Consider the following 19,843-nt stretch of genomic DNA (forward strand, 5'->3'; position numbering starts at 1 on the left):
CGCCGCATTGCATTGTTCGGGTAGCCGAACTATATTTTCAGGGTCCTGACATACTGTTGGTGCCGGAGGGTGTGGTCATGTCTGTGCTGCAGCGCCGATCGTCTCGGCCGCCCTCGAGGTTTCGGTCGGGTCTCGTTCTGCTCGGCCCGGCGTTCGTCGCAGCGATCGCCTACGTCGACCCCGGCAACGTCGCCTCCAACGTCAGTGCCGGTGCGCAGTTCGGATACCTGCTGGTCTGGGTGATCGTTGCCGCGAACGTGATGGCCGGTCTCGTCCAGTTCCTCTCCGCCAAACTCGGCATCGTCACCGGAATGACACTGCCCGAAGTAGTCCGCGAGAAGTCGAGCAGGACTGTGCGACTGGCATATTGGGGGCAAGCGGAGGTGGTCGCCATGGCGACCGACCTCGCCGAAATCGTCGGCGGTGCAATTGCCCTCTACCTGCTCTTCGACCTGCCGCTCCTGATCGGCGGCCTCATCACCGGGGCCGTATCGATGATCTTGTTGATGGTCCAGGATCGGCGGGGCCAACGGCCCTTCGAGTTCGTGATTCTCGGGCTACTCGGTGTCATCGCCGTCGGATTTCTTGCCAGCGTCGTCGTGGAACCGCCATCGTTCACCGAGGCCGCGGCCGGTCTGATTCCGCGGTTCGACGGCGCGGAAAGCGTGTTGATCGCCGCCGCGATGCTCGGTGCGACGATCATGCCGCACGCGGTGTACCTGCACTCCGGCCTTGCTCGTGACCGGCACGGACACCCCGAGGCAGGGCCTGTCCGTCAGCGGTTGTTGCGGATCACCCGGATCGATGTCGGGTTGGCGATGCTGCTGGCCGGGGCAGTGAACATGTCGATGCTGCTGTTGGCGGCATCGACGTTGGGGGGCCGCGAGGGCGTCGATTCCATCGAAGGAGCCCACGCAGCGGTAGGGGACACCCTGGGGCCGGTCGTAGCGCTGCTGTTCGCGGTGGGCCTGCTGGCCTCGGGCCTTGCATCGACATCGGTCGGGGCCTACGCCGGCGCGATGATCATGGACGGCCTACTACGTAAGCGCATTCCGATTCTGGTGCGACGACTGGTGACCCTTGTTCCCGCAATGGCAATTCTGGCAGCAGGAGTCGACCCCAGTCGGGCACTGGTCGTCTCGCAGGTCGTGCTGTCGTTCGGTATCCCGTTCGCGTTGATTCCCTTGGTGCGGTTCACATCGGACCGCATCCTGATGGGCGGCGATGTCAATCACCGGATCACGGCATACGCGGCATGGCTCATCGCGGGAATCGTCGTCGCACTCAACATTGCATTGATCTATCTGACCGTGGCCTGACTGCGCGCGGGTAAACGTGTCCTGCACGCCTGTATTTCAGGACGATCACCGCTCGTGTGGTGATGGTGTTGTGCACGGTGAATCAGCATGAGTGGGTTCTGCCGCCGAAGTCGGGGTCTAGCAGGACGAACCGCCGCACACCGATTGCCCCGCCGTAGAAGCAGTCGACCGGACGTTGCTCGACACACGCCTTGTCCATGACATCGATGCTCGCTCGGCGCGTGTGATGACGTCCCTCACTGCGTCGACTGTCCTGTCGCGGCGGTGGTCTCGCCCGGCACCAGACGCGGCACGTAGCGGACGTAGAGCACCATTCCGATCAACTCCACGAGGGTTTGCGTCACGACCACCACGGCGGCCAGGCTCAACGCCGGTGGTAGCGCCAGGGCGAGTGGCAGCACGACCAGCGAGTTACGGGTGGCGCCGGAGAACACCAGCGCCCGCGTCGCCGGCACGTCCTGACCGAACACCTTCCCGGCACCGACACCGACGAACGCCATCACGATCAGAAACACCACGAAGATGGCTGCAGCAGCGGCGAGTTGGTCGATACGGCTGCGGATCGAGTCGATCTGGGAGGCGACGACGACCGCGAGTGTCACCATCATCACCGGCACCATCGCTGCTGCCATCGCCTCGATGATTTGCTCGCCCAGACGTCGACGTCGCGCCCACAGCTGCGTCGCCGCAGCCAGCGCCAGCGGGATCACGATGAGTAGAACGAACGCCTCGGCAAAGGGGGCGATGTCGATGATCGAGACAGTCTCGGCCCCGACGAACAACCACAGCCACAACGGCAGCAGGGCGATCTGCAGCAACATCAGCAGCGGTGCCCCGGCGAGAAGGCGTTCCGACGCCGCGCCGGCCAGTCCGCTGAAGACGATGACGTAGTCGATGCAGGGGGCGAGCAGCACCAGCACCACACCGACGAGGACAGCTTCGTTCCCGGCGATGATGCGGGTCAGTGCGAACACCACGATGGGGACGGCTGCGAAGTTCAGAACGACCACCGCGGTGGTGAACCGGGCATCACGTAGGGACCGGCCGATCGCGGCGAACGGCACTGCGAGGAACGTCGCGTAGAGCAGAACGATCAGCACCGGATTGATGGCGTGCTCGAACGTCGGTGCTGCGGAGGGGAAGGACAACCCCACCCCTGCGCCGGCGACGAGTGCGAGTAGATACAGGCCGATCTGGTGGGTGTCCCACCATTGCACCGCCGACGTTCGCGCTGTTTCGGTCATGACGCGCTCACGGGTGCGGTCAAAGTCGACGCCAACCAGCTGCATTGCGGGTCGCACGGTGTCGACGCGTCGGGGGTCTCGTCGAGACGAACCAGCGCGGCGGTCAGCGCGTCCCGCAGCACGGTCAGCTGCGCGATCGACTCCTCTGCTCGGGCGATGTGTTCACGCAGTGCCGGTCGCAGCCCGGACTTCACCGCGGCGCACGAATCGTTCTCCCACACACGCAGCATCGACTTGATCTGCGGCAGAGTGAGATTCAGGCTCTTCGCGGCGGTGATGAACGCCAATCGCTGCTGTGCTCGTTCGTCGTAGACACGGTAGCCGTTCGGGGCTCGGTCCGCCGGAAGTAGGCCCTCGCTCTCGTAGAAGCGCAGCGTTGTCGCTGGCACCCCGGTTGCCGAGGACAGTTGCGAGATCAACAGAGCAGACATGACCGCAGACTAAAGGTTCGAGTCGGCTCGAAGGCAAACCGGCCGAGTCCGGCCCGCCATCGAGTCCGCGGCAGCACGAGGGACGTCGGGCTCGTTGCTCCTCGAGGGGGGTGGGGTCAGGGTGCGCCGTCGCCTGGAGTGTTGGGCTCGTGTTGCCTCTTCTCGGTATGGAACGTGATCAGATTGCCGTCGATGTCGACAGTTGCGAACTCCGTCGTTCCCCAGCCTGTCGAGACGGGACGGCCTACGTCTGCGGGGTGAAGCACCCCCGCGCGGGACATCTCGGCGTAAAGGTCGTTGATCTCGTCCACGGCGATGCGGCAGCTGGCGGTGCCGGCAAGGAACGTCTCGGCTCCGCTGCACACCGGCCATGCCGCGTGGTCTGAACGGGTATCCCAGCTGTCGTCGTCGGCGGCCCACAAGTGGATCTCGACGTCGTCGCGGGTGAGCCTCGCGAAAGTCGGGTCGGTGTACCGGGTCGTGAAGCCGAACGATCGGACGTATATCTCGGCAGCGGTGTCGATGTCTCGTACCGGCAGCGCAGGTACCACTTTCGACATGCCCATAGGCAACACTAACGCCGACGAGCCGGAGGGCGAGCCGACCCCGCCTCATATTGCTGGCGCTCAGTGCATTCGACTTCTGACACAGTGAACGCGACTCCTGAAACTGACAACCCCGCAGGCGGGTGCATCAGCAGGGGAGGGCATGTTTCCGGGGCCGTGTTGATCGGTGTGGCAGCTAAAAGGGCCAGGTCCTTCGAAACCGAAGGGCGGGGCTCGGTATTAGCCGAGCCCCGCCCTACGGTTGATAGTTCCCAGAATTGAGAGTTACTGGGCGAGCAAACTTTCCATTGTGGAGATTTCGCTCTGCTGCGCATCGATGATTGTGGAGGCAAGCTCCTTGGCATCAGCATTGGAGCCGTCGGCCAACTCGATCTGAGCCATCTCGATTGCCCCCTTGTGGTGCTCGATCATCATGGTGAGCCACATGGAGTCGAACTCCGCTCCGTTAGCGGCCGACAACATGTCCATGTCTTCCTGGCTCATCATGCCGGTCATGCCACCGCTCCCCATGTCCATACCGCCCATGTCCATTCCGCCCATGTCGGCGGACGCTGCGGGCTGTCCCCATGCGGTGAGCAGGGCATTCATCTGCTCCATCTCCGGTGCTTGAGCTGCTTCGATGGCCTGGGCCAGCTCGATGACCTGAGCATTCTCGGTTCGGCCGTCGACAAGTGAAGCCATCTCCACCGCTTGTGCATGGTGGGGGTACATCCCTTCGACGAACGTGACATCGGCATCGTTGAATTCGGCCGATGCTTCGGCGGAATTCTCGGAGGACGACGAGGCCGGTGTATCGCTGCTCGACATGCCGGGCATGTTCATTTCGCCGTCGTTACTGCTGCAGCCAGCGAGAACTGCGGCGGCGACAGCGGAAGCCGCCGTTATCGCGATCGTGAAACGGGTAGATCGATTCGAACGCATAACAAACTCCTGAAATTATGGTGGGGTGGTTCGGATCGACAGGCACACTGACCCGTCGACATCTGTGTCTCACACAACGGTGAGTCACCTGTCAGATCCGAAGCACAGACAATTCGGAGAGAGTGAAAATGGTCCAGGGCGGCGGGTGCCCGGTTCGACGACGAACTGCCGACAGTCGCGCAGCGTGGACGAGAGAACCGGCGAAGCCCACAACGATTGCCCGTAAGACGGCCAACGCCGCGACAGCACCGATGATAGCCAGACACAGATGCATGACCGAGCTGTGATCGCCACAGCCGTTCCCGCAGTGTGCTGCGGAACCACTCTCCGATGCTGTCGCAGATGATGCTCCCGAATGCTCGTCGACGGCAGGTGGAGCGCTCACCGTCGAGGTCATCGAGTGTTCGCCGATACTCGTCGCCGTTGCGAACGACATCGGCGCAGAATGCATGAGAAGGACTCCGAACAGCACTATCGAAGCGCAAACAGCACCTAGGAGCCACTTCTGGTTCATAGGTTCCGTGGCTGAAGTCCTCACCGGTTCGATCTTACCGGTCTGCCACACGGGCATCCGGTCTCCTCGCAGTCGCGGCGTCCGGACCGTGGACATCGAATCAGGTGGCGATGGGCCGGTTGATTGCGGTCACTTCATCCCAGGGAACGGGCGCGACTTTGACGACGTCGCCGCCGGTGGGGGCGTTGACGTATTTCCCGTCGCCGATGTAGATCCCGATGTGTCCGATCGGTGAGTAGAGAGAGATGAAGTCACCCGGTTGCACTGATTCGCGGGAGACAGGTGTGCCCGCTCGTGCTTGGTCTGCGGCCACGCGTGGAACGGTCAGTCCCAGTTGTTTGTAGGCGAAGTAGATCAGTCCGGAGCAATCGAAGGACCCCGGCCCGGTAGCTCCCCAGGAATAGGGTTTGCCGAGTTGGTCGAGGGCGATGCGCATCGCCTCCGCTGATGTTCCACTCGCAGCCGAGACGGCGGCGGGTAGCTCGGAAGGATTCGTGGTGCCGGGGCTGACGATGGCAGCTCGATCCGCATCGGTGAGGGCGGCGAATTGGTCGGTGATTTTGGCGATCTGATCGGCCAGGTCGGTCTGGCGTTGCTCGAGGTCGCGTTGTGTACGTGCGGCGTCCGCCTCGGCTACCGCAGCGGACGCCTGTGCTTGCCGGGCTTGTTCGAGCTGGTCTCGCGCTTCGTCGTCGATCTGTGTCGAGTCGGCGAGTGCAGCGGCTCGATCGGCGAGGATCCGGTCCAACAACACCATCTGATCGAGTAGTTGCTGTGGGCTGTCCGCGACCAGAACGGCCCCGAGAGGGGATTGCGGTACACCTTTGTACGCGGCGTCGACAGCTGTGGCCAGTGCTCGACGGTTGGCAGATGCGGCCACTTCGGCTTCCCGAGCCGCCGCCGAGGTCTCGTGGGCGAATTGAACTGCGGTACTCAGTTCGCCGCGGCGACGATCGAGGGTGTCCTGCGCGGCGTACATGCTCTCGGTGAGAGTGAAGGCGGTCGCATTGAGTTCAGCGAGTTGTCGTACGGCTTCGGATGCGTTCACCGGGGGTGCAGCAGGGTCCGCCGAAGCTGGAGCATTTACCGAAAATGCCGCGGCAACAACGATGATCGAGGCGATCAGGGTAGCGCAGACACGCCGCGTCGGGCCTGAAAAAGAATGCACAGAAGAAATCCTCTGGGGTCGGTGTGGGTTCCCTGCGTCACCAGCGAAGGAAACGGAGCGCGGCGAGAGCCGCATGGGACTGTGTCCGGCCTCGCCGGTCACCATTGTCGGGTATCGGCAGTCGTAGACGGTTCCTCACGGTCGACTGAGGCTCGCGTCGACGCTCGACGCCTGTGCCGTATGGGCGGCGAGTCGGCGTCGATTGACGCCGACTCACCGCACCTGCAAACTACTATCATTCATAGTAGATGGTGGGGTGGTATCCGCTGACCGGGAGAGGGATGACGACTGTGACGATGCGTGACTGGCCGGCGCGGCGTTGGGTGGCCGCGTTACTGGGCGCGACGGTGGCCGCGCTGGTCGTGGCGATCCCCACCGGGATCATCCACACTGCGTTCTACGTTCGAATGACCCCGGTGTTGTGGTGGAACTATCCGGTGTGGATTGCCACCGCAGTTCTCAGTGGCCTCATTCTTGCGACATACGTGAGCACTGGGCTGGCGTCGTCGGTTTCTTCCCGTGTAGGGGTCAGTGCGAATGCGTTGTCGTTGTTGGCAGTCGGATGTCCGATATGCAACAAACTGGTAGTGGTGGCGGTCGGGGTGAGCGGTGCTCTGGATCTATGGGCACCCGTGCAGCCCGTGATCGGAGTGATGTCGGTGGGGGTGATGGTGTGGGCTCTTCGACTGCGAATCCGCGGGGAACGCGCGTGCCCTACTTCTCGCGTAGGTCAGGAGTTCGGCAACTCCGCTGGCTTTGGCGGTGCAGGCGCAGCAAAATTGTAGGATTTCTCGCCACGTCCTATCCGCGGTCCGGCAGCAACAGACGACGAAGGCGACCGCTTCTCGATGCGCCATCTGCGGTGTTGGGCTGTGCCTGCGACACCGGCAGGCGGGCGTCGGCCAGCAATCCTGCCACCCCGGCGGCCACGCAGGCCGACGTCACCACTATCAATGCCGGATTCGTTCGCCCGGTCAAAGCGTCCCCGAACAGCACCGCGGCGATCGTACCGGGCAGAATCCCCACGACAGTGGCCGTCGTGTAGGGCAGCAGGCGCACCGCGGAGAGTCCGGAGCAGTAGTTGACCAGGGCGAACGGTGCCGGGGCAATGAGCCGCAAGGACCCGACGGCCAGCCACCCCCGCCGAGCCAACCGGGCATCGATGGACTTGACCGCAGGATTCGTCAGCCGCTCCTGCACCGCGGTGCGCCCGAGCGCGCGCACCAGCAGCAACGCCAGCACAGCGCTGACAGTTGTGGCGGCGATCGTGACGGCGACCCCGGTGGCGGGACCGAACAACAGTCCGGCGCTGAGGGTGAACACCGTGCGCGGTACCGGGGCAATCGTCAACACCGCCTGGGTCAGAAAGAACACCACCACGAACGACGGGCCCATCGACTCCGCCCACTCGCGCACCACAATGATCGACGGGCGGGGTACGAGGGCGGCAGCCACTGCCAGTATTGCCAGCGCTGCCACGGTGGCGAGGACTCGGCGATCGCGCAGAATCGCCGATACGGTTTCGGTCATGACGGTCTCTGCCTGCGCCGCCTCGCCGAGGTTTCCGACAAGCACGCGGGAGTGGACGGCGAGGAATGGCTTCGCACTGCCGGTGCTCAGGAGCGGACGAGCCGTGAGATCGCGTCGGTGGCCTCTTTGATCTTCGCGTCGGCTTGGGGACCGCCGGCGATGGCGGCGTCGACCACGCAGTGGCTGATGTGAGCCTCGAGCAGGCCCATGGCCACCGCCTGCAAGGCTTTGGTCATCGCCGAGACCTGGGTGAGGATGTCGATGCAGTACTTGTCTTCCTCGACCATGCGCTGCAGTCCTCGGGCCTGGCCTTCGATGCGCTTGAGGCGTTTGAGGTAGGCGTCCTTTTCGGTGATGTAGCCGTGCGCGGCGTGATCATGGCCGTCGGTCTCGGCGGGTGCCTGCGCGGCCGCGGGAGTGGCCATGGTGTCCTCCTGGAATCCGAGTGTCATGCCGAGCATCCTCGATTATGCCCGCCCGGGGTATGGCGCGAGAGGGTCGGTCCGTCGAGTCGTCGCTGGGCCGCCGCCGCAGCGCACATCACCGCGCAGCGGGCCACCGCTCGGGTCGCCGGGTGCCGGGTGATCTGCACCAAGGTCGTTGTCACGAAGGACATGGCCCTCTCCTTTCGTAGGCTGCATCGGGGTTGTAGCGGTGGGGTGGGGTGGCGCGCCTGCATGCCACGCCCACCCCAGCCTTTTGGGTGCTTGTTCTACCCGCGCGGTTATCCGGTGAGGGACTTGAACCGGCGCAACCGCAAGCTGTTGCTGACCACGAACACCGACGAGAACGCCATCGCTGCACCGGCCAGCATCGGATTGAGCAGCCCGGCCGCAGCCAAGGGGAGGGCGGCCACGTTGTAGGCGAACGCCCAGAACAAGTTGCCCTTGATGGTGCCCAACGTTCGGCGGGACAGGCGGATAGCATCCGCTGCTGCGCGCAGATCACCGCGCACCAACGTCAGATCGCTGGCTTCGATCGCAACGTCGGTACCGGTGCCCATCGCCAGACCGAGGTCGGCCTGCGCCAACGCGGCGGCGTCGTTCACGCCGTCGCCGACCATCGCCACTACCTTGCCCTGCTCCTGCAGCCTTTTGACGACGTCCACCTTGTCTGCGGGCAGCACCTCCGCGATCACTTCGTGGATGCCGACCTGGTCGGCGATGGCACGCGCGGCGGCTGCGTTGTCGCCGGTGAGCATGATCGGCGTCAAACCCAGGCCCCGCAGCTGCTCGATCGCCTCGGCGGAGGTGGGTTTGACCGCGTCGGCGACGACCAGTACTCCGCGAGCCCGACCGTCCCAACCGACTGCGACGGCGGTCTTGCCCTCGGATTCGGCTGCACGCATCGCACTTTCGAGTTCGTCCGGCAGCTGCTGCGCCCGGTCGGCGAGGAGGCGGGCCCGTCCGACGATCATTGCGTGGTCGTCGACTATGCCCTGCACCCCGAGGCCTTCGATATTTATAAACTGCTCCACCGGTGGCAGGGCTCCGACCTTCTCGCGGGCACCTTTGGCGATGGCCTGGGCGATGGGGTGCTCGGACGAATCTTCGAGTGCACCGGCCAGGCGCAGCACCTGCGCGGTGTCCTCGCCGTCGGCGGTGATCACGTCGAGCAGAGTCATCTTGCCGGTGGTGACGGTGCCGGTCTTGTCGAGTACCACGGTGTCGACACGGCGGGTCGATTCGAGCACTTCGGGACCCTTGATCAGGATGCCGAGCTGAGCGCCGCGGCCGGTGCCGACCATCAGCGCGGTCGGGGTGGCCAGGCCGAGGGCACACGGGCAGGCGATGATCAGGACGGCGACGGCTGCGGTGAACGCGGCCGCGATCCCACCGCCGGTGCCGATCCAGAAGCCGAGTGTCGCCGCGGCAAGGGCGATCACGATCGGGACGAAGACTCCGGAGATCTTGTCGGCCAGACGCTGAGCTTGGGCTTTACCGGTCTGAGCGTCTTCGACGAGTTTCGCCATCTGTGCGAGCTGGGTGTCCGAGCCGATGCGGGTCGCCCGGACCACGATTCGGCCACCGACGTTGACCGTCGCGCCGACGACCAGATCATCGGGTCCTACCTCGACGGGCACGGATTCGCCGGTCAACATCGAATTGTCGACCGCGGAAGAGCCGTCGGCGACCACGCCGTCGGTGGCGATCTTCTCCCCGGGGCGGACGACGAACTCGTCACCGACGATGAGTTGATCGGTGGGGATGCGCTGTTCGACACCCTCGCGCAGGACGGAGACTTCCTTGGCACCGAGCTCGAGCAGGGCACGCAGGGCGGCACCGGCGCGTCGCTTGGAGCGTGCTTCGAAGTAGCGGCCGGCGAGGATGAAGGTGGTGACTCCGGCTGCGGCCTCGAGGTAGATGTTGCCGGCCCCGTCGGAGCGGGAGATGGTCAGCTCGAACGGGTGTGTCATGCCGGCCGTTCCGGCGGTGCCCCAGAACAGGGCATACAACGACCACCCCAGTGCTGCGATGGTGCCCATCGAGATCAGGGTGTCCATCGTTGAGGTGGCGTGCCGCAGATTGGTGAAGGCGGCCTTGTGGAACGGCCATGCCCCCCACACCACCACGGGTGCGGCGAGGGTCAGGGAAAGCCACTGCCAGTTGGTGAACTGCAGTGCCGGAACCATGGCCATCGCGATCACCGGCACGCTGAGCACCAGCGATATGAGCAGGCGTTGGCGCAGCGAGGCGGTGGGGTCGATCTCGGCTGGCCCGGCCGCGTCGGGGTCGGTGGAGGAGGCGGCGGGCGCGGGGACCGTGGCGGTGTAGCCGGCCTGCTCGACGGTGCCCACGAGATCCTCGGTCGAGACATCACCGACGTAGTCGACGCGTGCTTTTTCGGTGGCGTAGTTCACCGTCGCGGTGACACCGTCGAGCTTGTTGAGCTTTTTCTCGATCCGGTTCGCGCAGGAGGCGCAGGTCATACCACCGATGTCGAGTTCGACCCGGCCGTCGGCGGTGGGGTGGTGCGTGACGGGATTCATCGTCGCTCCTCTCGGGGTGTGGTGGTGTGTCAGTGTCCGTGCCCGGCGGGCATCGGCTCCGAGGCGGCGGGCACCGCGGCGTATCTGCTGTCGGTGACCATCAATCCTCCAGGTCTCTGATTGGCGACGGGCCCGCCCGCAGTGGACACCGCGGCGGCGTCGTGAGTCGAGGTGTCGTGTGTGTCGGGTGGTGCGGCACCTTCGGGGCCGAAGGCGTCCCCGGCTCCGAAGGCGAGCCCGAAGACCGCGGCTAGGGCGATGGTGAATCCGACGAACTTCGATGATGCGTTCATCGTGCGAATCTCCTGTCCGGGTCTGGTGTCGATCAGGAGGCGAGCTGGTAGCCGGCCTCGTCGACTGCGTGGGCGATGGCCGTCTGCTCGATCGGGGTGTCCGAGTCGATATCGACTCGGCCGCTCGCGAGGTCGACATTCACGGCGGTCACACCGGGGATGCCGCTGATCTCCTCTCGGACCGAGGAGACGCAGTGCCCGCAGGTCATTCCGGTGACGGTGACGGTGGTGTTCATCGATGCCCTTCTTTCTTCGATTCGGAATGTGATCGAGGTCGTCGCGACCCACTTAAAGATTTACCATACCCCCCTACGGTATGCAACGAGATGTGCCGCACCGGTGCTACGGCATGACCCTGGGCACTGACCGGAACACCGCCCTCGGATGCGGGAGCGGCACCCAGAATCGAACGTCGCACCAGAGCCTGCATCGGCGGGCGTCCTCGACTCCGGCTACTACGAACGCGGATTACGCGCGCGCAGAGATGCCCACAATCTTCTCGATGATGTCGCTTCCGTCCTTGCCGACGTCGAATCTCGTGCGGACAGAGTGTTCTTTGGGTGATGATCATCGTCATCGCCATACTGGCCACGATCATGCTCTTCGTATACGAGCGTTCGGCCATCACACCGGTAGTCGGTACGCAGGCAATCCATTCGGCGTTCTGTCGTGGCTGCGCTCGGCGTCGCTGCACTGACCGTACTGGCGTTCGACCTCGGGATGGGTGGCTGGATGCTGCTGCTGTACTACACCGAGACCATGCCACCGGCCACCGACGCTGCGTTCTGGATGCTCATGCAAATCGGTATCGTCCTCGGGGTGGTCACGGGTTACCCCGTCGTCCGTCGCCTCCAACGTCACCGCAACACCCCCGCCTGAGGCGTGGGTGGCCCGCATTCGTGTGAATGCGGGCCACCGGTCGGTGGATAGTCGTGAACGGTGCCGCGTCACACCCTCTGTTCGGCAACCATCGTCGAGGTCTCGGGTGTGGGCAATGCAGGCCACTTCTCGGCGTGCACTGCCGCTAGCCGGTGGCCGGTACCTCGCCGCTTTCGGTCACCGTGGTCTCGGTGGGGGGTGGGGTGAGCCGGTCGGATCGATCGAGCGCATAGAGAGCGGCCACAGATGCCGCCCCGACCAGGGTCAGTATCGCCCAGATCAGTGCACCCAGATGCGCGTCGCTGAGAAGCCCGAAGACGGCTCCTGTACCCAGGTTGCCGAGCAGGATGCCGACCCCGACGATGGTGTTGTAGAACCCGTAATGGGTGGCCACCAGCTTCCCGCCCGACAGGGTCACCACCGTGTCCATCTCGAACGGAAACACCGCGGCGGTGCCGACCGCCAACAGTGCAGCGGTGAACACCAGGGCACCGGCGGCGGCCCACCCGCCCAGCGCGGCCGGGCTCGGCAGCACGATCAGCGGGAGGAACGCCAGCGCCATGATTGCCATACCGACCACCACGCTTCGCCCCGAACCCCACCTGCGGGACAACCAGGACGTGATCCGGAACTGCCCGGCGATCGCGACCACGCCGGAGACCACGAACAACGAGGTCACCAGAGCGGTGTCGGACCTGCCGTTACCGACTACCACCGCAGCCTGCAGCGGCAGCGCAAGATAGATCTGGAACGAAAGCACGTAGGATCCGATCATCGCCAGCGCGAACAGCACGAAGGGTCGGTTGGCCATCACCACCCGCCAGTCCTCGAGTACCGATGTCGTGGCCCCGGTCGTCTCGGCCCGGTGCGCGGGGAGCGTCCAAATCTGCACGATCGTCAGAACAGCAAAAATCGCGGCCGCTGCCAGTGAGGTGACTCGGAAGTCGAGGGTGGTCAGAGCGAGACCGATCAACGGGCCCAGCAGAATCCCGGCCTGATAGAACACGTTGAACACCGCGAACGCCTCGACCCGCCGTGGCCCTGCGTCGGCGGCCAGATACGCCCGCACGGCCGGGTTGAACAGCGCACCGGCGAACCCGGTCGCGGCCGAGGCGAGCAGGATCGCCGGCAGCGATTCCACGGCCGCGAGCAGTACGAAACCGGCAACTCGCAGCAGGCAGCCGGCGACGATCAGGGGTTTGTATCCGAGGCGGTCGGCGAGGGTGCCGCCGAGCAGGAACATCCCTTGCTGGGAGAAGTTCCGCATACCCAGCACCAGCCCGACCGCCCACGCCGCCAGGCCCAGGGAACCGGCCAGATACCCGGCCAGGTACGGCATCAGCATGTAGAAACCGACGTTGATGGAGAACTGGTTGACCATCAACACCTGGCTGGGCCGGTCGAAGCTACGGAACTTGGTCAGAAAAGTTTTCATCGAACGCTCTCGGTGGGATCGACGACGGTGGGATCGACGACGGTGGCGCACCGCGTCCACGACGTCACAGTCTCATCGGTGGGGTGGGCGATGGTCGTCGGCTCGGTCGGCGGGTCAACGTCGAGCAGGCCGTGCTCGGTGCAGTAGTCGTCGTTGTAGATGGTGTCGAAGTAGCGCTGCGGTCCGTCGGGGAAGACCGCCGCGACCCGGGTCTCCGGCGGGCTGGTGCGAGCGATCCAGCCGGCCGCGAGGGCGACGGCCCCGACGCTCCAGCCGCCGCTGGCGTGGTGCGTCGCCGCCAGGGTGCGGCACGACCACACCGCTTCGTGCGGGGCCACCCAGTGCACCTCGTCGAAGGCGGGATAGTCGATGTTGTCGGGATAGATGCTCGAACCCAACCCGCGCATGAGCCGAGTGCTGGCGGGTTGCCCGAAGATCGTCGATCCGATGGTGTCGACACCGACCAGTTTCAGGTCGGGGCAGAACTGCCGGAGCACCCGGGCCACCCCGGCGGAGTGCCCTCCGGTGCCCACCGAGCAAACCAAGGTGTCGACGCGTCCGAGCTGGGCGATGAGTTCGTGAGCGAGCGACTCGTACGCCTCGACATTGTCCGGGTTGGTGTACTGATCCGGGCACCACGACCCTGGATGTGTATCGAGGAGCTCACGGACCTTCTCACGCCGGGCCTGCTGCCAGCCGCCGTCGGGGTGCGGTGTGGTGACCAGTTCGACGCGGGCACCGTACGCGGCGAGCATCCGGTGCACGATCGGTTCCAGTCCCGGGTCGGTGACGAGGGTGACGGGGTGGTGATGGGTGATCCCGGCCAGGGCCAAACCCAGGCCGAGGGTGCCGCTGGTGGATTCGATGATCATCGAACCGGGAGCGAGGTCGCCGCGGGCCTTTGCTTTCTCGACCATGTGCAGCGCGGGGCGGTCTTTCATCCCGCCGGGATTGCTGCCTTCGAGTTTCGCCCAGAAACCGCGGCCGGAGTCCGCGAACGGTTCACCGATCCACAGAACAGGAGTGTTGCCGACCATCGTGCTCGGTTCCGGGCAGTTCTTGGCGGTCGCCAACATGTGGCCGGCGGAGGACGGTGGCACGAGTGTGGAGCGAACAGCACTGTTCATGAGTAATCCCTGTATGTGACCTGCGAGGGCGCAGTAAGTGAGTGATGGGCAGCACGAACTGGGCCATGAGAAGAGGAGTCCTCGGATGGCCCGCGGGCTGCTGATCAGCACCTGTTGATACAGAGTTCGTTCAAGACGGTTCGGCCGTGCCGGATCGGAATGGGTAGATCCGGTGGGGCTCGCGAAATGCGCGGGGCAGACATCGCCACCAACACCACATCGAAGGCCATCGCGGCGACCGCGGCGATGGTCGATGGGCGGGGCGGGTTGTCGGATCGGGGCATTGCGATGACGGTGTTCGTATCGTGCGCCATGTGGGGCGATCCGACGTCGATGTGCGCGTGGTTCGGGGAGAGTTCCGCGGCGGCCTGAGACGAGGACGAAACGATGTGTACGCCGTCGCTGTGATGGTCCTGTTCCCAGGCGATGCCGCATTGAGCGATGGTGTGAGCCAACAAATACAGGACAGCGGCGACTGCGATAACCGTCCGCAGGCGCGGCGGGCCCAGCACAGAGATTCTCACAACGCCTCGACGGTAGCAGCCGGAAACTGGGTTGGCCCAACCCATTCAGGGTGCCCCTGATGTGGCGCCGCCGAATCGGGCGGTCACACCGCCCGCCCGCAGGCACCACATGTTTCTGGTCACGTCGAACACGGCCAGGACGATCGGGGCGGTGATCATGATGGCCGCCAGAGCAGATGCACCCGCATATGTCGGCGTGCTGCGGCGCGGTAGAAGCCAGTCTCCATCCCGGGGTCCAGCACGCATCTTGTGCGAGCCGAGGGTGGTCCGTGCACCGGTCGATGCCCGGCCACGAAGGGCACCGCGAAGAAGAAAGGGCACAGCGAAGGTGCGCGGTCGATATCCCGGGGTATGCATCGACGTCGCAGAGGCGCGGTGTCGGCGGGGGAGCCGGTCCGGGCTCACCGCTGTTACTACTATCGTGCATAGTAGCAACCGAGGGTGGTCAGGTGGCGCTATGCCGTACATGAGAAAAGAGCCATGCAGGCATGCTCGATATCGAGTCCAGCGCAACAACAATGAACCGTCACCGACGAACCCGACGTCGTGCGTTCACCGCGATAGCAGGCAGGTCATCGTCCGCGGTATCTGCTGGTGTGCTGTTGTACGCGGGCTTTCCACCTCGGTCGCTGTGGTTCCTCGCGCCGCTGGGTATCGGGGTTCTTGTTCTCGTCATCCGCGGCCGTTCCATCCGGGCGGCATTCTTCTATGGGTATCTGTCGGGGCTTGCGTTCTTTCTGCCCCTTCTGCCCTGGGTGGGCGTCTACGTCGGCGCCCCGCCGTGGCTGGCGCTCGCGGCGATCCAAGCGATAGCAGTGGCACTGTTCTGCGCTGCAGCGGCCGCAGTGTCCGGGTTGCGCTTCGAAGCGCTGTGGATCGCCGCGATCTGGACCGCCACCGAAGGTCTGCGCGCACGGATTCCGTTCGGGGGATTTCCGTGGGGGAGATTAGCTTTCGCCCAAGCAGACGGCCCTCTGCTCTCGCTTGCCGCGTTCGCCGGTGCGCCCGGTGTATCTTTCGCAGTCGCAGTGATCGGCGCGGCACTGGCAAGTGTGGTCCGCCAGGTACGCTCGCCGACGTCGCGATTCGCAGTCGGATCGGTGGCCACTGTAGTGATCGTGCCAGCTCTGGCTTTCGCGCTCACTCCCGCTGGCGACGCAGGCGCAGCGCGTGCGACGGTCGCCGTTGTGCAAGGCAACGTTCCGCGGTTGGGTCTGGACTTCAACTCGCAACGTCGAGCAGTTCTCGACAATCACATCGAGCGAACAAGGCAACTCGGGGACGACATCACCGTCGGCAGTGTGCCCGCTCCCGACCTGGTGATCTGGCCGGAGAATGCATCCGATATCGATCCGCTGCGCAATGCCGACGCCACTGCCGGGATCGACGCTGCAGCGCGGTCGGTCGGGGTGCCGATTCTGGTCGGTGCGGTCCTTGGCAACGACGACGGCACCTCGACGAATACCTCGATCGTGTGGGATCCGGTACTCGGACCGGGGGAGCGACACGACAAACGCAAACTTGTTCCTTTCGGAGAGTATCTCCCGATGCGATCTGTGATGACGGCGTTGTCCTCGTACGCCTCGCAGGCCGGTAACTTCGTTCCCGGGTCGGGCGACGGTGTCGTCGATATCGCCGGAATTCCGACGGCCGTCGCCACGTGTTACGAGGTCGCGTTCGATGACCTGGTCACTGAGTCCGTGCGTGCGGGGGCGCAGCTGATCACGGTCCCCACCAACAATGCGACGTTCGGGCGCACCGACATGACCTACCAGCAGTTGGCGATGTCGCGGCTGCGGGCGGTCGAGCACAACAGGACTGTTCTCGTTGCGGCGACCAGTGGGGTCAGTGCCGTCATCGACCCACAGGGGAAGGTCGCAGATCGTTCGGGCTTGTTCACTGCGCAGACGTTGGTCGCTGATGTTGCCCTGGAAACGAGATCGACGTGGGCGACAAAGCTGGGACCGCTTCCGGAGTACGCCGCGGTCGTTCTTGCTGTCGTGGGGTGTGCTCTCGCATGGAGAAGGCAGCGTTCGCCGGCCGATGGTCTCCGACCGTCGACGTCCGGTGCTACCGCGCTGTGAGGCACGAAACCACTGCGGGGGACATCGAACTACTAACCATGATAGTAATTACCCCACTCGTCGTGTATCTTTTCGTTATCGCGTCGTGATCCGTTCGATACATCAGTGAGGTGCGCACGTCGATGATTACGCCTCGCTCCATTCGATTACCGAGGACTCTGCTGTGGCACAACACCGTATGACCCGCATGACCGACCGACGTCGACAGTTGATGGACTGTGACGTGCAGGGAGTGGCGGTGACGCCGAGAGGGCGGCATCGCGCTCGGGCGCGCGCCACCGAGCGCCGCGGCAGTGTCGCTGTCGGTATTGCGGTGGCAGCGGGCGCTCTGGTCACGGCGGGTGCCCAATATGCGAGTCCCGCACAGGCGCAGGCAGTCCCCGTGCACGAAGCGACACCGATGCAGGACCCGGTGGCCGAATACTTGCCTCAGATCCTCGCCATACCGGAGATCTCCAATATCAACGATGCGATCGAGCAGTTGGCGAAGGGGCAACGAAGGGCAGAGGAGAGCGCTGCGCGTGATGCAGCGGCGCTGCGACCACTCGTCGTTCGTCCGGTCGCCGGGACCCTGACCTCGGATTTCGGTCCACGATGGGGGACTACGCACACCGGGCTCGACATCGCCAACGCTATCGGAACTCCCGTCTACGCGGCAGCCGACGCTACCGTGCTCGACTCCGGTCCTGCAGACGGATTCGGCCTCTGGGTACGTCTTCAACATGACGATGGAACGACAACGGTCTACGGGCACATCGATCAAACCTTGGTGACAGTGGGGCAACGAGTACAAGCCGGTGAGCAGATCGCCACCGTCGGCAATCGTGGCCAATCGACCGGGCCTCACCTGCATTTCGAGGTCGTCGACGCGGCGGGGAGCAAGGTCGATCCTCAGGAGTGGCTCGCCTCTCGGGGTGTCGCGCTGTCCGACGCGGCTGTTCGGTCGTAGGCCCCCGTTTCACCTCTCGGGCTCGCAGTAGGTACGGCGAACTTACCGGAATGCGGGCGATCGTACTGCGCTCCCGCTGAACATGTCGAGGCACCGAGGGTTCAGGTCTGATGGTGAAAACGAGACCGCAGAGACGCATCCGAAGTCAGTGCAACAGTGCGGAATTCGTTCCCATCGGCGGGCCGTGCGGTCGAGGCTCGGCTACGAGTCACGATCCGAACCGGTGATGGTGGCTCCGCGTTCCGCGAGCCAGGGTCTGGGGTCGACCTTGTTGCCGGCGGGTGTGTCGACCTCGAAGTGCAGATGTGGACCGGTGGAGATACCCCGGTTTCCTACCGTCGCAATTTCTTCACCAGCAGTGACGCGTTGACCTACGGTCACGAGGTTGTCGTTGTTGTGCCCGTAGGTCGTTACGGTGCCGTCATCGTGGCGTATACGCACCCAGAGTCCGAAGCCCTGGGCCGGTCCCGCGCTGATCACCTCGCCGTCCGCAACGGCGACGATCGGTGTACCGGTGGAGTTGGCGATGTCGATTCCTTGATGGGCGCGGCCGTCGCCGAAGGTCGAGGTCAACGTTCCTGTTGTCGGCGCACGATACTTTCCGTTGCTCGACCCTGTTGTGCCGGTAGGGGATTGCGGGGCGGCCGACGAATGATCGCCCGCCTCGGGTGTCGTGGTTTCGGGTGTCGTTGTTTCAGATGACGTGCCGGGTGCCGACGTTTCAGGCACAGTGGCGTCGGGTTCGAGCGCGGGCAGTTCGGGCGTCGCCGAGTCGGCCGACTCGGCGGCCGACTCGGGGTCCTGAGTGTCCTGGGTGCCTTGGGCGGTCGGTTGTTCGGTCGAGGGCTCGGCGTTCGACCTGCCGGGTGGGACCGCCGCATGTGCGCGCGACGAGGTGTGCGGGGTGGCCGGATCGTGGGGAGTCTCGGCGGCCGCGAGTGTGGATGCAAGTGTGGCGACGTCCATCGACGACACCAGTCGGGGGAGAACTGTGGGGTCGATGTCGTCGATCGGCGCGAGACAGGGGATCAGTCGCGAAAGGGCTCCCGTTGGTCCGTCAGCTGTATCGGTGGCTCCGATCGTGCCCACGAGGCAGGAGACGATGCGGCTCTGTGGGCCGGCCAGGTCGTCGAGAGCACCGTTGGCGCGAATCTCGCGTAGTGCGCCGACGACGAGATCGAGGACCTCCTGTTGGACGTGCGGGTCCGATTGGGCCTGCGCGGGGAAGGCAGGCGGCGGCGCAGCCGGATCGGCGTCCGGGGCTGCAGACGCCGTGGGTGCCAGCGCGAGGATGCCTCCCACGAACGCGGTACCGACGAGGATGCGAGTGCCCCACCGAGTTCGGTGCGCCATGTACGAGGACGAGGGCAGAGGTCTCATGTCGGTGGTCCTCCTGGACGGCAACTGCATACCTGGCAGTAATTCAGGTCGCCTTCGAGTCAAGGCGACACGCCGCATCACTATTACACCCTTTCCGCACAAGCACCATCAGTCACAGTGAATTACATCGGTAACATTCGCACCCTGCGACCCATTTCGATCGTCGGGTTGTTTCTCGGGAGCCGAAGTTCATGTACGTAATATCTTCTGCGCCAGAAGGACTCGGCGTCGCTGGACGGCCTTCATCGTGCGCCTCGATGGGGACGGTCGTCTTCGGCGAACGGCCGGAGGGCTGTGTGCTGGCACTGTGAGGCCCGAGGGTGAAGGGGCCGCGAAAGCGTTGACGGCGTGCAGGATCCACGTTGCTACTATCGAAGATAGTAGATCGTGTAGTATGACGCTGACAGACCGGAAGACATCGTCGAGGTGAACGAGACAGAGGTGCAGGGTGCAGCGGGTGACGACACGCTGGTCCCTACTTGCGATCATC

Annotated in this window: 22 protein-coding genes; 5 read left to right on the forward strand and 17 right to left on the reverse strand. The window is 64.6% G+C overall.

The annotated features are described in order from the left end of the window. Window positions 1-77: 77 nt before the first annotated feature. A complete protein-coding gene (locus CH306_RS26930; protein WP_057479543.1) occupies window positions 78-1,319 on the forward strand; it encodes an Nramp family divalent metal transporter in 1,242 nt (413 codons plus the stop codon). A 236-nt stretch (window positions 1,320-1,555) separates the two neighbouring features. Here the strand turns inward: CH306_RS26930 and CH306_RS26935 are convergent, their stop codons facing one another. The 6 genes from CH306_RS26935 to CH306_RS26960 all read right to left on the reverse strand — a co-directional run bounded on the left by CH306_RS26935 (window position 1,556) and on the right by CH306_RS26960 (window position 6,043). Continuing rightward, window positions 1,556-2,563, reverse strand: coding sequence for an arsenic resistance protein (locus CH306_RS26935; protein ID WP_057479433.1), 1,008 nt, complete (start codon window positions 2,561-2,563; stop codon window positions 1,556-1,558). After that, on the reverse strand, window positions 2,560-2,994 hold the full coding sequence (locus CH306_RS26940) for a MerR family transcriptional regulator (RefSeq protein WP_051364851.1): 435 nt from the start codon (window positions 2,992-2,994) through the stop codon (window positions 2,560-2,562). The genes CH306_RS26935 and CH306_RS26940 overlap by 4 nt, the downstream gene beginning before the upstream one ends. Window positions 2,995-3,110: 116 nt before the next feature. Then, window positions 3,111-3,554, reverse strand: a complete 444-nt coding sequence (locus CH306_RS26945) for a bleomycin resistance protein (RefSeq protein WP_237606111.1) — start codon at window positions 3,552-3,554, stop codon at window positions 3,111-3,113. Window positions 3,555-3,824: 270 nt separating this feature from the next. After that, complete coding sequence (locus CH306_RS26950; RefSeq protein ID WP_306436729.1) at window positions 3,825-4,367, reverse strand: DUF305 domain-containing protein; 543 nt, start codon at window positions 4,365-4,367, stop codon at window positions 3,825-3,827. A gap of 205 nt (window positions 4,368-4,572) precedes the next feature. Beyond that, window positions 4,573-5,091: a DUF6153 family protein gene (locus tag CH306_RS29940; protein ID WP_353852273.1), complete on the reverse strand. Its 519-nt coding sequence runs from the start codon at window positions 5,089-5,091 to the stop codon at window positions 4,573-4,575. A 4-nt stretch (window positions 5,092-5,095) separates the two neighbouring features. After that, window positions 5,096-6,043: an NlpC/P60 family protein gene (locus CH306_RS26960; protein WP_032375702.1), complete on the reverse strand. Its 948-nt coding sequence runs from the start codon at window positions 6,041-6,043 to the stop codon at window positions 5,096-5,098. Between the two features lie 401 nt (window positions 6,044-6,444). Between CH306_RS26960 and CH306_RS26965 the strand changes: the two genes are divergently transcribed. Next, window positions 6,445-6,948, forward strand: coding sequence for a hypothetical protein (locus CH306_RS26965; protein ID WP_176457804.1), 504 nt, complete (start codon window positions 6,445-6,447; stop codon window positions 6,946-6,948). Window positions 6,949-6,964: 16 nt separating this feature from the next. On the opposite strand, the gene CH306_RS26970 is transcribed toward CH306_RS26965, so the two are convergent. The 6 genes from CH306_RS26970 to CH306_RS26990 form a co-directional block, all read right to left on the reverse strand. Next, window positions 6,965-7,693, reverse strand: a complete 729-nt coding sequence (locus CH306_RS26970; protein WP_045841173.1) for a TVP38/TMEM64 family protein — start codon at window positions 7,691-7,693, stop codon at window positions 6,965-6,967. An 86-nt stretch (window positions 7,694-7,779) separates the two neighbouring features. Beyond that, window positions 7,780-8,118, reverse strand: a complete 339-nt coding sequence (locus tag CH306_RS26975) for a metal-sensitive transcriptional regulator (RefSeq protein WP_032375786.1) — start codon at window positions 8,116-8,118, stop codon at window positions 7,780-7,782. A 23-nt stretch (window positions 8,119-8,141) separates the two neighbouring features. Beyond that, window positions 8,142-8,309, reverse strand: coding sequence for a hypothetical protein (locus CH306_RS29300; RefSeq protein ID WP_155288777.1), 168 nt, complete (start codon window positions 8,307-8,309; stop codon window positions 8,142-8,144). Window positions 8,310-8,417: 108 nt separating this feature from the next. Further along, complete coding sequence (locus tag CH306_RS26980) at window positions 8,418-10,682, reverse strand: heavy metal translocating P-type ATPase (protein WP_094648396.1); 2,265 nt, start codon at window positions 10,680-10,682, stop codon at window positions 8,418-8,420. 29 nt (window positions 10,683-10,711) lie between these two features. Continuing rightward, complete coding sequence (locus tag CH306_RS26985; RefSeq protein WP_032375704.1) at window positions 10,712-10,975, reverse strand: hypothetical protein; 264 nt, start codon at window positions 10,973-10,975, stop codon at window positions 10,712-10,714. Window positions 10,976-11,007: 32 nt separating this feature from the next. After that, window positions 11,008-11,211 carry a heavy-metal-associated domain-containing protein gene (locus CH306_RS26990; RefSeq protein WP_032375705.1) on the reverse strand — a complete coding sequence of 68 codons (204 nt, stop codon included), beginning with the start codon at window positions 11,209-11,211 and terminating at the stop codon, window positions 11,008-11,010. A 418-nt stretch (window positions 11,212-11,629) separates the two neighbouring features. Between CH306_RS26990 and CH306_RS26995 the strand changes: the two genes are divergently transcribed. Continuing rightward, complete coding sequence (locus CH306_RS26995; RefSeq protein WP_094648397.1) at window positions 11,630-11,854, forward strand: DUF4396 domain-containing protein; 225 nt, start codon at window positions 11,630-11,632, stop codon at window positions 11,852-11,854. Window positions 11,855-11,999: 145 nt separating this feature from the next. On the opposite strand, the gene CH306_RS27000 is transcribed toward CH306_RS26995, so the two are convergent. The 4 genes from CH306_RS27000 to CH306_RS27015 form a co-directional block, all read right to left on the reverse strand. Further along, window positions 12,000-13,289: an MFS transporter gene (locus CH306_RS27000; RefSeq protein ID WP_032375707.1), complete on the reverse strand. Its 1,290-nt coding sequence runs from the start codon at window positions 13,287-13,289 to the stop codon at window positions 12,000-12,002. Beyond that, window positions 13,286-14,416, reverse strand: coding sequence for a PLP-dependent cysteine synthase family protein (locus CH306_RS27005; protein WP_094642698.1), 1,131 nt, complete (start codon window positions 14,414-14,416; stop codon window positions 13,286-13,288). The genes CH306_RS27000 and CH306_RS27005 overlap by 4 nt, the downstream gene beginning before the upstream one ends. A 104-nt stretch (window positions 14,417-14,520) precedes the next feature. Next, the gene (locus tag CH306_RS27010) at window positions 14,521-14,940 is read right to left on the reverse strand and encodes a hypothetical protein (protein ID WP_255182256.1); all 420 of its coding nucleotides are present in this window, start codon (window positions 14,938-14,940) and stop codon (window positions 14,521-14,523) included. A gap of 45 nt (window positions 14,941-14,985) precedes the next feature. Then, window positions 14,986-15,186, reverse strand: a complete 201-nt coding sequence (locus tag CH306_RS27015) for a hypothetical protein (protein WP_143545450.1) — start codon at window positions 15,184-15,186, stop codon at window positions 14,986-14,988. Between the two features lie 242 nt (window positions 15,187-15,428). Here CH306_RS27015 and lnt point away from each other — a divergent pair, with 242 nt between their 5' ends. After that, entirely contained in the window at window positions 15,429-17,024 is a 1,596-nt protein-coding gene (gene lnt / locus CH306_RS27020) for an apolipoprotein N-acyltransferase (RefSeq protein ID WP_373454000.1), read from the forward strand. 163 nt (window positions 17,025-17,187) lie between these two features. Next, window positions 17,188-17,973, forward strand: coding sequence for a M23 family metallopeptidase (locus tag CH306_RS27025; protein WP_243597146.1), 786 nt, complete (start codon window positions 17,188-17,190; stop codon window positions 17,971-17,973). Between the two features lie 201 nt (window positions 17,974-18,174). Here the strand turns inward: CH306_RS27025 and CH306_RS29660 are convergent, their stop codons facing one another. Continuing rightward, complete coding sequence (locus tag CH306_RS29660; protein ID WP_241258385.1) at window positions 18,175-19,353, reverse strand: M23 family metallopeptidase; 1,179 nt, start codon at window positions 19,351-19,353, stop codon at window positions 18,175-18,177. Window positions 19,354-19,843 lie beyond the last annotated feature (490 nt).

Source organism: Rhodococcus sp. 15-725-2-2b (genome assembly GCF_002259075.1).
Taxonomy (GTDB): domain Bacteria; phylum Actinomycetota; class Actinomycetes; order Mycobacteriales; family Mycobacteriaceae; genus Rhodococcoides.

Excerpts from the sequence above, each read along its gene's own strand:
- CH306_RS26930 (WP_057479543.1), top strand. The coding sequence starts at position 78 with ATGTCTGTGCTGCAGCGCCGATCGTCTCGGCCGCCCTCGAGGTTTCGG.
- CH306_RS26935 (WP_057479433.1), bottom strand. The coding sequence starts at position 2,563 with ATGACCGAAACAGCGCGAACGTCGGCGGTGCAATGGTGGGACACCCAC.
- CH306_RS26940 (WP_051364851.1), bottom strand. The coding sequence starts at position 2,994 with ATGTCTGCTCTGTTGATCTCGCAACTGTCCTCGGCAACCGGGGTGCCA.
- CH306_RS26945 (WP_237606111.1), bottom strand. The coding sequence starts at position 3,554 with ATGTCGAAAGTGGTACCTGCGCTGCCGGTACGAGACATCGACACCGCT.
- CH306_RS26950 (WP_306436729.1), bottom strand. The coding sequence starts at position 4,367 with ATGTCGAGCAGCGATACACCGGCCTCGTCGTCCTCCGAGAATTCCGCC.
- CH306_RS29940 (WP_353852273.1), bottom strand. The coding sequence starts at position 5,091 with ATGTCCACGGTCCGGACGCCGCGACTGCGAGGAGACCGGATGCCCGTG.
- CH306_RS26965 (WP_176457804.1), top strand. The coding sequence starts at position 6,445 with ATGACGACTGTGACGATGCGTGACTGGCCGGCGCGGCGTTGGGTGGCC.
- CH306_RS26970 (WP_045841173.1), bottom strand. The coding sequence starts at position 7,693 with ATGACCGAAACCGTATCGGCGATTCTGCGCGATCGCCGAGTCCTCGCC.
- CH306_RS26975 (WP_032375786.1), bottom strand. The coding sequence starts at position 8,118 with ATGGCCACTCCCGCGGCCGCGCAGGCACCCGCCGAGACCGACGGCCAT.
- CH306_RS29300 (WP_155288777.1), bottom strand. The coding sequence starts at position 8,309 with ATGTCCTTCGTGACAACGACCTTGGTGCAGATCACCCGGCACCCGGCG.
- CH306_RS26980 (WP_094648396.1), bottom strand. The coding sequence starts at position 10,682 with ATGAATCCCGTCACGCACCACCCCACCGCCGACGGCCGGGTCGAACTC.
- CH306_RS26985 (WP_032375704.1), bottom strand. The coding sequence starts at position 10,975 with ATGAACGCATCATCGAAGTTCGTCGGATTCACCATCGCCCTAGCCGCG.
- CH306_RS26990 (WP_032375705.1), bottom strand. The coding sequence starts at position 11,211 with ATGAACACCACCGTCACCGTCACCGGAATGACCTGCGGGCACTGCGTC.
- CH306_RS27000 (WP_032375707.1), bottom strand. The coding sequence starts at position 13,289 with ATGAAAACTTTTCTGACCAAGTTCCGTAGCTTCGACCGGCCCAGCCAG.
- CH306_RS27005 (WP_094642698.1), bottom strand. The coding sequence starts at position 14,416 with ATGAACAGTGCTGTTCGCTCCACACTCGTGCCACCGTCCTCCGCCGGC.
- CH306_RS27015 (WP_143545450.1), bottom strand. The coding sequence starts at position 15,186 with ATGCGTGCTGGACCCCGGGATGGAGACTGGCTTCTACCGCGCCGCAGC.
- lnt (WP_373454000.1), top strand. The coding sequence starts at position 15,429 with ATGCTCGATATCGAGTCCAGCGCAACAACAATGAACCGTCACCGACGA.
- CH306_RS29660 (WP_241258385.1), bottom strand. The coding sequence starts at position 19,353 with ATGAGACCTCTGCCCTCGTCCTCGTACATGGCGCACCGAACTCGGTGG.